Below are 12,392 nucleotides of genomic sequence, written 5' to 3'. Positions count from 1 at the left end.
TATCAAAAAATGGTATAACTCTATCATTGAGAAGATCTGCAGCTGTGATAGCAGTTTTCTCCGTATAAAGCTTAGCGAAGGCCACTATAGAGTAGGTGTCAATAAAAGTTTGTTGATAAATTCTTCCAATACCTTTGATATTGCCTACATAATAGGCATCTTGATTACCTAAGTATCCAGGGTGTTGTTTCTAACATTGGCTTCTTTTTGTTCCTTAGTTTTTTTTCTAAAGCAGCAACTTGCTCCTCTGTTAAAATTATACCGTCTTGGACCACCTTTGCTTCCAGGGCTTTCAATCTCTTTTTAAAATTTTCGAGATCGTTTCTTTGCCATATTGACCTTATACCACTAGCAGATATTAGAATTCCTTTTTTCTTTAATTCATTAGCTGCTCTTTCTTGTCCATATGCTGGAAACTCTACTGCTATTTTAACTACTGCTTCTTCTGTATCCTTTGGTACTCTATTGGTAAGTAATGGTTTGCTTTTGTTTATCTCATATAATGCTTTTCCCCTCCTGTTTCATATAGCTCTTTGAAGCGGTAAAATGTATCCCTTGCATACCCCATTACTTTACACGCTTGGGATACATCTCCTAATTGCTTTGCAAGTTCTAGTAACCCCAACTTTGGTTCTAGTGTTTTTCTTGTGTTGTACTCATTTCTGACACTCATTTATAATTTATTTATATTTTTATCTTACTTCATTAGTCTGTTAGATCAGGTCTAAACTGTTACAAAAAACCATATTGTTGTTACAGCCATATACCCTAGAACTGAGAAAAAAAAGAGCCTGAATTACAAGAAAGAAAATATTTAGATAACGAGAAACTTATCACCTGGTTAGCAGCTACAGTCGTGTGACGCAGACGTGCTACCAGGAAAATGGTCTCCATCAGAGTTAAGCTTTGCTTGCAAAATGAAAAGTAAGACCAGCTTCTATACCGTGTGTATGAAATACTTGATTGCCTATACTGATACTTTCTTTGCGTAACTTCTGGTCCGATGGTTTTTGACTTTTATTCAATTCTAATACCTCTTTTCCATCTGGGTTTACCTGTTGCTTTGCTTTTATTTCTCCTAACACCTCTGCTTCAAAATCAACATTACTACCAAAAACACCAAAACCTCTATATCCGATGTGCATATTTATATCTTCGCTTATACGATAATCAAAGCCAGCTTTCAATTGACCTACAGGTCTTATTGACGATTCTTCAAAAATCGTCATTATTGTTGCACCAACTCCAATACCAACGTAAGGAGAAAAAGAGAAACTATCACTTTTCCAATAATGATAAACATTTGCCATTACAGATGCATTTTCTACCTGGTCATGATTAATTACAGTTTTATACATATAAGTTTTTTTATTAGCACTCTCACCAACGTCTTTGAGATACGTAACAGTTACTTGATAAACCAACATTATCTACTTTTACATAAGAGTACATCCCTTCCAATTCAGCTCTATAGCTATTATTGCCTAGTTCTCCTGTATAACCAAATGTTAAATTTGTAGCAAAAGGTGGGTTATAATCTCCTTTATACTTACTTATTAACTGACCTTCTGTTCTCTGAGCGTCTATGTCATTTATAGATACACGATTATCATCTGTAGCATCTTTGCCTCCAATTTTTACTTTTAACTTACCCAAGTTCAAATATTGACCGTAATATCCACCACTAAAGTAAAATCCTCCTGTTTTACTTGCAAAAGATTGTTGTGACAATAATAAAGCAAGTGTCGTAACTGCTAATGTTTTTTTTACTCACCATGACTATCCCTCTAGTTAAAGTAGTCAGTATAGTACTAATTAATTTAAAATGATTTAATATGAAAAAATAACTATTTTCTAAACTAAAAAATAGGTAAAATTAACCTCTATCCTTAATTTTATTGTCGTCTAGTTTGTCCTCATCTTCAAATTCATCATCATCTTCCTCATCATCAAAACCATCACCACCTTCAAATTTATCATCAATATCTTCGTCTTCAAATCCATTTTCAATCTCTGGCTCATCGTATATTGCATCTTCAGTTTTAGCTTCAACAGGATGATCAGCAGCTTCAATAGCATTACTCTCTTCTTCATTACTAATCTTATCTTTGTTAGCAGCAGAAAAGACCTTGTTTGGATCATATGGCTCTTGTGTAGGCACACGTGTTGGTTTAATCAGCCTCCTTGTGAATGTGCTATCACTATAATACAAAATTTTCTTTGACTTAATTGGATGAGCAGATTCTATCAAAATTATTTGATCATCACGTGGCAGCATAATAATTTCTTGAGGTAAGAGCAATGCTCTCTGTATTTCAGAGATATGCAATGATCTTGATGCAGGATTCAAGTCTAAAAATTTAGGTTTGTTTAATGATTCTTGTTGTACAGTTTTGTTTCCTATAAGCTGAGATATCAAATTAGCCGTTTCAATATTATTGGCTGCAAAAGTTACTCTATAGGTTGAGTTTGATAAAAAGGAGTTCATTCCTGCTTCTTCATATATTCCTTTAAGCTGTTCAGTATCTTGAACGATTAAAAATAACCTTACTCGATAGCCACGAAAGTATGCGATGCCCGTTTGAAATTGCTCCATTTTTCCAAGTGTTGGAAACTCATCCATTAAAAATAATACGCCGTAAGGCTCGTCATCCGATGGCAATTTTCTACATAAAAACTCAGTTGCCTGTTGGTAAAAAACCTGCATTAAAGGCCTTAGCCTAGTTAAGTTATCAGGAGTTAGACCAACATAAACTGTAGTTTTCTTCTTTTTAAAATCTAAAATATTAAAATCACTTGATGCAGTTGCAGTATCGATCAATGGGTTTGCCCACAATTCAAGCGACGAGTTCATAGTTGACACAACACCTGATCTTTCTTTGTCAGCCTTTTGCAAAAAAGCTGCAATGTTCATATACGCTACCGGATGTATTATTTTACCCATTGTGTCCAAAACTACAGCAAGATTGTAAACTACGTCATCGCTACGCATCGTACGCACAACCTCACCAAAAGATTTAACTTTCTCTGGTGCAACAAGTAAATATAGTACCACCCCAACAAATAAGCTTCTTGCTTCATTTTGCCAAAAATCTTGTTCAGGCATGATTAGGTTAGCTATTTTTTGCACATCGTCAACCATCTGTCCAGGTTTTTCACTAATCCATTCCAGTGGATTATAACAATGGCTTACCCCATCTGGCTGCGCCGGGTTCCATACATATACTTTTTGTCCTTGTCGCTCTCGCCAACCACTTGTTATTTCATAGTTTTCTAATTTTATATCATGCACAATTACCGAATCATTCCAAAATAACAAATTAGGAATTACAAAACCAACACCTTTACCAGAGCCTGTAGGTGCAAAGAGCAATACATGCTGAAACCCATCAGCAATAAAATATCCTCTCTTATCTTTACCAAGCAATAGACCTTTTTTGCTTCTTAATCCCGCTTTTCGTATGTCTTTCTCTGATGCCCACTGTGAATCTCCATGAAGTGATTCTTTCTTTTTAAATGGCCTCCACTCAATTAGTCTTTCTCTGACATTCCATAAAATAATCATCAAAACAATTTGAGGAAGTACAGAAGATACAACTAATTTAATTTTGAGCTCAAAGCTATATAGCTCTGGACGGTGCCAACAATATTGTATATGATCAAAAATTGTCGGCCAGAGAGCTTGAGGAAAAGGTGTCAAGCTAGGATTAATTGCTCTAAAATCTACACCATCTGGACCGTCAACAAACAGGTAGAATAATATACCAGACAAATAGAAGCAAAATTCAAGTATGCTAAAAGATACTACACCTCCTATGAGAATATTGCGTAGGTGATTTCCATTACTCATAAACTGTTTTTTCTTAACTTATGTATAAATTTAAGTATTTTCATTTGAAGATCTAGTAAATAATATTTCAGAAATGCTTCTTTTTCCACCACTGGTCCTTTTAAGTTGAATAACAATATCAATTACATTTCTAATGTATGGTATGATCTGATCTGGGGGAATGCCAAGATTTGCTTGCATAACCATAAGTTTTATTTGCTCAAGAGCCATTGCCGGACTATCCGCATGAAGAGTCGATATTGACCCTGGGTGGCCAGTGTTTATTGCTCTAAGAAAACTAAAAGCTTCTGCTCCACGCAGCTCACCAACTATTATTCTATCTGGTCTTAAACGTAAACATGCCTCTATCAAATCTTGAGTGGTTACTTTTGCCCTGCCTTGCCCTCCTTTAGAAGCAATTAAATGGACTCTATTGGGATGATCATCCAAAACTATCTCTCTTGCATCTTCAACAGTAATAATTCTTTCTTCAGATGGAACAGTACGCAAAGTAGCATTAGTAAAAGTGGTTTTACCAGTGGAAGTTCCACCACTAATTATGATATTTTTCTTACTTATTACAGCATGTTCTAAAAACTCTTTTATTTTTTTTTGTTTCAGTAGCAAATCTAGATGAAGATCGACTGGATTATCGGTCGCTTCTATAACAGTTTCAGAAAAAGCCCCCATTTTTTCATAATCATCCAATGCCAATTGCATAGAAGAAGGCTTACGAATTGAAACGACTACTTTATCAGGCTCACATGCTGGAGGAAACACTATCTGTATACGATAACCATTTGGTAATGTAGCTGAAAGCAGCGGTGTCTCTTCGCTCAGTTTTTGTTCTGTAGCTTGAGCAATCAACCTACTAAGAGATTTTAAATGATTAAGATCAAATATTTCTAACTTTTCGCATCTTATTTCACCGCGATTTTCAATCCATACTTCCTTCGGTTTATTTATTGATATTTCATTTACACCTTCCTCTTGAAATATGCCTTGTAATGGCTCCAAATATGTATCAAGTGCAGCATAGTTCATTTTAGTTATTTAATATTGACTGTGGAGGAAATACTATATCTTGTTTAACAAATACTTTCAATGCAGTTCCTTGATTAACATAAAGAGTTGGTTTTTTATCTACACTTCTATCAACTATATTTCGTATATCTTTGGAAAAATCATTGATTGACTTCCCTATTACTTCATCATAAATAGATTTGCTTCTTTTCTGAGTTTGCATCAACAGTTGACGTACATCGTCTAAAGTTATACCGATATTGTCACTAGTAATTGCATCAACTCCACTAGCTCCAGAACTTTTTATCACACTTACTATTTCTTCCTTTATTATTCTCAGCAAATCCTGATCACTTTTAGCATTTTGAATTTTTTTAATAGCCATAATACCCAATTTCCATTTTTCGTCCCCTATCCTCTCAACTTCAGTTTTTATAGAATTCTCCAATCTCTCAACAATAGCCCCTTTGAGAGAAGAAATATCTATTTCAGTTGCAGTAATAGACTTCTCTGCATCCATGGCAGTTAGCACATCAACAAGATTAGAGACTGTTTTTCCTACAATAGCTGAACCAATCGAAACACCGGCAAGTGCTACTGAAGAGAATAATGCACTTACTATTTTATTATCAACTATTCCAGCTATCCCTTCCCTTCCAAGCTCATCGGTACCAGATGATTCAATAGCAACATCTATACCATGAGGAAGAATTATCCTACTCCAATTTATGTTCACGCGGGCTTTTGCAACATTTGAGTCGAATGAATAACCACCTATTAACCTTGAACCTTTTGGTATTAAAATTGTATCACCAGTTTCTGCATAAACGTCTCTACTAACAACAGCACGGAGCATTCCTTGTAAGTCAGAACTTATTGCAGTTTCAAGAATAGCGTCAATAACTTTACCTTGAATAATCATTAAACCAAGCTTTCCAGCTTTGGTAGCTTTGCTCGATTGTGCTGAGGTATTGGATAAAACAGTATCTGTAGCTTTACCTTCCCCACTACCACCTGAAATTGCTAACATTTGTGCACTACGTCTGTCTCTAGGATAACCTCCACCCCCTATTGTAGGAAATGAAGTAGGCAAATTGCTCGTAACATTACCAGAAGGAAAATTTTGCTTTGGTAAAATAGGTATATTTGACAAGGGAATTTCTTTTAGTTGCTCTTCTTTTTTCGTCACTTCCTCTTTTTTGATTTGTTTTACTTCTGGTATGACTTGTGGAACAGGAAGAGAAGGTAAGGGCGGCAAGAGATCAGTTACTACTCTTTCGGAAACTATTTCATTATCTGGAACTTGTTCTAACTTTCCTTTCAATTCTTGAATGTTTTGCTTTATTTCCTCTTTTTTAACAATCTCTGGAACCTCTTTATCAGAAGGACTAAAATAAAGATAGTACACTCCACTAACCAAGAGCGCCACCACAACTATCATCAATGCCTTATAACCTTGATTAGAGCCAACTGTTACTATCTTGCTTTCTATCTCTGATTCATCTTCTACACTATTATGCCTTTCTTTACTCATATTATATGTACCACAACTAAAGTGACCTATTTATAATTTCAACTTCACTACCTTGATAACGCATTAATAGCTTTTTATGTACTCCTTTTATTACAACATAATCATCAAATAACAGCCTTTTACAGGATTCGCCTTCTATAAAAATCTGAGGAATTTTATTACTATTTCTAAACTTTAAATAGGTTAAATAACCATCATCGAATAACTCAATTGGAACTATATCTACGTTACCACCTTCATCAATATATGTATAGTTGTACCTCGTACTATTTTCTTGTATTATTTTTTCTGGCTTTTCTGTAATGTATTGCATTTGAGTAGGTAAAGAAACCTCATCTAAATCAATATCAAATTCATCTTCTTCTTGAGGATAATAAAAACGTATTACGTAAGATATATCCTTTTCAAGGGAATAATCATGATCGACTTTTTTAGCATCAGTATCTGGGTATTTATCGTAATTTGGTCTTGAAATTAGATCAAAAATGTAATTTCTCTTTTTAGTTGTCGTAATAATCATGTTAGTGCGACTACTGACTTCAAATGGCATGACAAGCAGTTTATTATCATAAGGATTAATTTTCCAACTTGATGCATCGCCAACAGCAATATTTTTGACTTTTTCCCCTTCTGCAAACTCTATATAAGAATAGTAACCTTGACTAAAAACTACTGTAAACACCTCATTAGGGCTATATACAAAAGTCTTTATTCTACTATCTACAGAAATAGGTTTATTATTAATGGATGCATTTAAGTTGCCACTTATTAATAAAGCCAAAACTAACAATATCCTACACATATTCATCATCTACTCTATATGAAATAACTTGAAACCCTAACGGATTAATATATCTTTGCTGATCATTCATTTCAAGCGATGCATATTTATATGACATCACAACTATCTTATTTTTCCTTGAGGAATTTCCATCTTTTCGTGTAAATTCTATAGAGAATCTCACTTGAAGAGCATCGTTACCTAATTTTTGGATTGAACGAATTTTCAACTCACCTTTAGCATCTGAATATAAATTCAAAAGGTCATTCATATTCTGCGATTTTATATATTTGCTAAATTCACTATATACACTAGGCGAAGAAAACAACCTTACTTTTGTATAATAATTATAATTATAATTATACGGGTCAAAAACCTCCCTTGCTTTTATATACTCTGAAATAAAATAATCGTTCAGCGTTTCATTTGCAGAATATTGTTTTACTGTAACAGGATCAACCAATTGCACTATTCCTGACTTTCTATCAATTTCTATAACGAATGGCTCAATAGTGCTACTTGTGCTAATTTTAAATATAGCTAATATGCTTATAGAAATTGCAACTAGTAACATTAATGTAAATAAAAGTAAAGTATTTCTCTGAGCAATAATTGTGCTATAGCGACTTGAATTCCAATTTATATCCTTATCCAATGACTCATTACTTTTTTCTTGTTTAAAAAATTTCAGCATCTCAATATTCTTAAAAATCTCAACTCATATTAATTAACATAGCAAGCTAACAAAGTAGCTATAACAAAAAAGCTAATAAACCCTTAATCCATGGCCTAACTTGCCAAATTTTGTTTCCATATATGAATCATTATATTCATTGCGTTCCATAATAAGTGGTATACACTTTGTAACTTCTATACCGTTATCTTTCAACTCTGATAACTTTCTACCATTGTTTGTAAGTAACTGTATTTTGTTAATGTTCAATTTCTTAAGTATTTTAGCTGCAACAGCAAAGCTCCTTTCATCATCTTCAAAACCCAATACTCTGTTTGCATCAACAGTATCAAGATTATATTTTCTTTGCATACTGTATGCTCTTAACTTATTAGTTAAACCAATGCCTCTCCCATCTTGCATCAAGTATAATATAATGCCATTCCCAAAGTCGGTCATTATTTGAATCGCTTGATGTAACTGGCTTCTGCAATCACATGATAAGCTGTCTAATAAGTCTCCTGTATAGCATGAAGAATGAATTCTCACTAATGGCTCATTATCTTTATCTGGATTGCCAATGATAATTGCATAATGTTCTCTTCCGCCACTTTTGGTTCTATAAGATATGATATCTACTTCTTGAGTCTGTTTTAAAAATAATGATGTTTTACACACTTCATACACACTATGATTTTGTTGAAAATCATTCACAAGTAACGTATTTAGTGCAATAATGTCATTTTCTTCACACCAATTTCGCATTTCATGTTTATTCTCAAAAGTCATATCAGCCACTAACGCGTATGGCAATAATTCTGAGAACTTAAGCAAGGCAATAGCATACTCATCTATTGTCTTTGAGCATTGCAACTCTTTTATCCAATCTTCCTTTGAACAGTTTATTAAATGGAGTAGTTCATCAAAATCTCTTACCAATAGACGTTTACTACTATGTTCTTTACTCTGACATATGTATTTTACCTTACTTGCAGTCAAAGTAACATACACATTACCTGATATAAGCTTATATTGACTAAATAATTTTTTTTCTAAAGTTTCAGCAGCAGCAAACAATAAATAGTTATTTTTATTATCATATATTAAAATTGGAAGACCACGCCTGACTTCACTGATGGCCCTTTCTACTTTATTTCTACTTTGATTTCCTATAAACATTTCACCTACACCAAACAACCTGGTGCGGTCGAGAAGACTTGAACTTCCAAGGCTTTGTGAGCCACAGCGACCTCAACGCTGCGTGTCTACCAATTCCACCACGACCGCACTTTATTCTATTTTCTATATAATTACTTTAAATTACTTCATCATTTTAGGATTTTTCATCTAAAGTGTCAATCTGATACTAGGATAATTTAGGAAATTCCTGTATAATTTAACTATGAATTTTATGGTTACAAACTTTAATCATTTAAGATAATCTTACTACTAATTCTTAATTTAGGTCTTTATACAGATGAAAATAGCTAATATCTTCATTTTTTTAGTTCTATCTCTTGCAATTAGCTTTTACCCCACTCATGCACAAATATTGTACACATGGTCTCAAATCATTCCAGAAAATAAATTAAGCATACGTGCGATTATAGACAATAATATGTGTCCCATTGCTTACGTCGATAATAAGGAAGTAGAAATGCTAATTCGCAGCTCAATTAACAATACCGAAACAGTTTGTGAACTGATAGTAGAAACAAATGCTCAAAACATTAGTATTGACAATATAAAAGTTCCCGTATTAGCTGAAAAGATCAGTAAAATTGCCTTCATTGGTGATACAGGATGTAGAATAAATATGTTATTTCAGCAAGAATGTAATTCTGTAGATAACTGGCCTTTGAAAAAAAATTTGGATTCAATCGCTTTTCATAAACCAGATTTAATTATCCACGTTGGTGATTATCATTATAGACAAACAAAATGTAGAAACACAAAAAAGTGCGGCGATATTTATGGATATAGTAAAGAAGCTTGGTACGCTGATTGGTTTGAGCCTGCAAAAGATATTTTAACACAATCTCCTTTTCTTTTTATTCGTGGAAATCATGAGAGTTGTAATAGAGCTTATGAAGGATGGTTCAGATATTTAGATTCATACCCCTTTTTCCCTCAAAAATGTGAGGATCTTATTTCCAGTTGGTTCTTAGATGCTGGGCCGATGAAGTTTTTTATCTTCGACTCTTCATCCGGTGAGGAAATTTTGACAACCCAAAGCACAGTTAATGCTTTTGAGAAGCAGTTTGATAAATTGATACAGGATAAGACCACGTGGTTTTTGACTCATAAACCACTTTGGAGATCTCCAAAAAAAGAACTTTTGACATTAAAAAGCCATGGTAATCTTACACAAATTGAAGCTTTTGGAGATAAATTTCCAAGCAATGTTGCTACCATAGTTTCTGGCCACATTCATATAGCCCAGATTTTATTAATGGATAGTGTTCCAGATCAGATTATAGTTGGAAACGGCGGTGCATTATTACACGCTCAAGATCAAGAACCTGTTTATCAAAACGTAGAATTTAACTATCCAAATAGTAAAAATTACTTAGCACACGAAGTTAGAAACTTTTTCGGCTTTGGCTTTGCAATATTAGGTTTAGACGATCACAAATTTACTTTCTATAACCAAGACAATAAGGAAATATATTCTGCAAACCTAACGAAAGACTTTAAACTTAAAACAAATTAAAATTAGGACTATTTAAGGACACAGAAAAACGTGCTGAGCTTAAAAAAAACTCATAGCAACAAAAACAACTAAAATTCTTGTGTATGACGACAGTGAGACTATTTAATTAATTATGCCAGTGGTAATAGATACACCAGGTAACATACAAAGAACATCAAAATTAAGAGATATTTTACTAGCCCCTATGAGGTAGCTAGTCATTGTTTTAGCTGTAGTATTACTAATAGCATCTATTGTTCTTGTTCTAGCATTAACTCTAGTCGCTCAAGCATTGACTAAGCTATATGTTCTTGCAGGAGGTAAATTACCAGAATGGTTAGATCAAAGAACTGAAGCATTTATAGAGGCAGCACGTATCCCGCAAACAACGCATGATACTAATGTAAATGATGCAATTAATATTAACGTTCAAAAGCTAAAAGAAAACTATGGCGAGCCTTATGTTGATGATAAGTTTATAAAGGAAATAGAAGGATTTATTGATCAGTTAGAGTGCATAGCAAATGGCACACAAAAGCTGTAGATAAAAGATCAACTTACAGTAGATGAGCAAAAACATGCACTTGAGTGCCTAAAGCGTATAAAAAAAATGAACCTGATTCACATAGTGGAAGTGGATTAAGATTGAAGCAAGTTTTAAGTTTGGTTTGGAAAGCTTGTAAGGATAAAAATAAAAAAATACTGATAACAGTATAGATATTAATACCAGCATATCACAGAGAAAATATCAACTGGTTAAACATTTAGTAGAATTAAAAACAGAATAAGGAGTACTTGTTGGCAGTGCATGTTTTACTGGTACCTTTAACAGTATTGTCTCGTCCTTGTACACTTTTGAAGAGTTTTCCTTCTTGCAAAGAGCGGATAAGGCTAATGTAAAACAAGAATTTCAAAATGGGCTACAAAAAAAAGGTGAAGAATTATTTAATCAGCTTGCCAATGATGAAGAAAAAAAAGAAGTTGCAAAAGCTTTAAGTAATCCTTCTACAAATTTCTTTATTAGCTTTATAGAATCATTTAAAAATCACTCTGCACGTACAGTTTTAGGTGATAAAAATGTGATGAACTAATAAAAGAAAATTTTGCTAATCTTCAATACAAAGAATCAATATCTAGCTCTATCTAAAGTAATCACTTAACTAATGGCAAAGTGATACCATGTTGATTCATATATTTTCCTTTCATATCATCGTATGATTTCTCGCATTCACTTTCGCCGCTTAAAAACACAAACTGGCATGCACCTTCATTAGCGTAAATTTTTGTAGGAAGTGGAGTAGTGTTAGAGAATTCAAGTGTGACGTGACCTTCCCATCCAGGCTCTAAAGGTGTGACGTTTACTATAATACCACATCTTGCATAAGTTGATTTACCAACACAAATTACCAGTACATTCCTTGGTATACGAAAATATTCCACCGTGCTGGCAAGTACAAAACTATTTGGTGGGATTATACATACATCTGTTTCCTTATCTATGAAACTATTCTCAGAAAAATTCTTAGGGTCTACAATAGCTGAATTAACATTAGTAAAAATCTTAAACTTATTACTAACTCTTGCATCATAGCCATAAGATGATAATCCGAAAGATACAACACCCTTACTGCTTTTATGATTCAAAAAAGGCTCTATCATTTTAGAGCTTTCAGCCTTTTCCCTTATCCATTTATCTGACATAACTGCCATAATTATCCTTTAAAGTTTTGTAATACTTATAATAATATGTAATAGAATTTAAATGTAAACCAGAATGGCTTTATTGCATAGAACTGATAGTGCATGTAAATCAAAGTAAATTTACGCAGCTAATTTAAATTTAGCCACACCTATATCAGT

Annotated in this window: 10 protein-coding genes, 1 tRNA gene and 2 pseudogenes; 3 read left to right on the top strand and 10 right to left on the bottom strand. The window is 33.4% G+C overall.

The features are described 5' to 3' along the window. The 9 genes and pseudogenes from wTpre_RS01055 to wTpre_RS01015 form a co-directional block, all read right to left on the bottom strand. A pseudogene (locus wTpre_RS01055) lies at positions 1 to 673 on the bottom strand (helix-turn-helix domain-containing protein); the annotation flags it as partial. Positions 674 to 899: 226 nt separating this feature from the next. Beyond that, a pseudogene (locus wTpre_RS01050) lies at positions 900 to 1,731 on the bottom strand (P44/Msp2 family outer membrane protein). A 145-nt stretch (positions 1,732 to 1,876) separates the two neighbouring features. Next, entirely contained in the window at positions 1,877 to 3,850 is a 1,974-nt protein-coding gene (locus wTpre_RS01045; protein ID WP_068651314.1) for a type IV secretory system conjugative DNA transfer family protein, read from the bottom strand. Between the two features lie 30 nt (positions 3,851 to 3,880). Beyond that, a complete protein-coding gene (virB11, locus tag wTpre_RS01040) occupies positions 3,881 to 4,873 on the bottom strand; it encodes a P-type DNA transfer ATPase VirB11 (RefSeq protein ID WP_068651312.1) in 993 nt (330 codons plus the stop codon). Position 4,874: 1 nt separating this feature from the next. Beyond that, on the bottom strand, positions 4,875 to 6,386 hold the full coding sequence (locus wTpre_RS01035; protein ID WP_068651310.1) for a TrbI/VirB10 family protein: 1,512 nt from the start codon (positions 6,384 to 6,386) through the stop codon (positions 4,875 to 4,877). 16 nt (positions 6,387 to 6,402) lie between these two features. Next, positions 6,403 to 7,194: a P-type conjugative transfer protein VirB9 gene (gene virB9, locus wTpre_RS01030; RefSeq protein ID WP_179945529.1), complete on the bottom strand. Its 792-nt coding sequence runs from the start codon at positions 7,192 to 7,194 to the stop codon at positions 6,403 to 6,405. Further along, positions 7,181 to 7,861: a VirB8 family type IV secretion system protein gene (locus tag wTpre_RS01025; RefSeq protein WP_068651308.1), complete on the bottom strand. Its 681-nt coding sequence runs from the start codon at positions 7,859 to 7,861 to the stop codon at positions 7,181 to 7,183. Before wTpre_RS01025 ends, virB9 begins: the two co-directional genes overlap by 14 nt. A gap of 72 nt (positions 7,862 to 7,933) precedes the next feature. Beyond that, a complete protein-coding gene (locus tag wTpre_RS01020; protein WP_068652574.1) occupies positions 7,934 to 9,019 on the bottom strand; it encodes a GTP cyclohydrolase II in 1,086 nt (361 codons plus the stop codon). Between the two features lie 20 nt (positions 9,020 to 9,039). Then, positions 9,040 to 9,127 (bottom strand) — tRNA-Leu (locus wTpre_RS01015). A 190-nt stretch (positions 9,128 to 9,317) separates the two neighbouring features. Between wTpre_RS01015 and wTpre_RS01010 the strand changes: the two genes are divergently transcribed. The 3 genes from wTpre_RS01010 (at position 9,318) to wTpre_RS06220 (ending at position 11,623) form a co-directional block, all read left to right on the top strand. Then, positions 9,318 to 10,553, top strand: a complete 1,236-nt coding sequence (locus wTpre_RS01010; RefSeq protein ID WP_068651306.1) for a metallophosphoesterase family protein — start codon at positions 9,318 to 9,320, stop codon at positions 10,551 to 10,553. A 271-nt stretch (positions 10,554 to 10,824) separates the two neighbouring features. Further along, on the top strand, positions 10,825 to 11,076 hold the full coding sequence (locus tag wTpre_RS06225; protein ID WP_245609485.1) for a hypothetical protein: 252 nt from the start codon (positions 10,825 to 10,827) through the stop codon (positions 11,074 to 11,076). Between the two features lie 301 nt (positions 11,077 to 11,377). Next, positions 11,378 to 11,623, top strand: a complete 246-nt coding sequence (locus tag wTpre_RS06220; protein WP_245609484.1) for a hypothetical protein — start codon at positions 11,378 to 11,380, stop codon at positions 11,621 to 11,623. Positions 11,624 to 11,684: 61 nt separating this feature from the next. Here the strand turns inward: wTpre_RS06220 and dcd are convergent, their stop codons facing one another. Continuing rightward, a complete protein-coding gene (gene dcd, locus wTpre_RS01000; protein WP_068651304.1) occupies positions 11,685 to 12,242 on the bottom strand; it encodes a dCTP deaminase in 558 nt (185 codons plus the stop codon). Positions 12,243 to 12,392 lie beyond the last annotated feature (150 nt).

It is taken from the genome of Wolbachia endosymbiont of Trichogramma pretiosum, from assembly GCF_001439985.1.
GTDB lineage: Bacteria > Pseudomonadota > Alphaproteobacteria > Rickettsiales > Anaplasmataceae > Wolbachia.
Note: the sequence above shows the minus strand (reverse complement) of the source record. Positions and strands in the feature narration are given on the sequence as shown.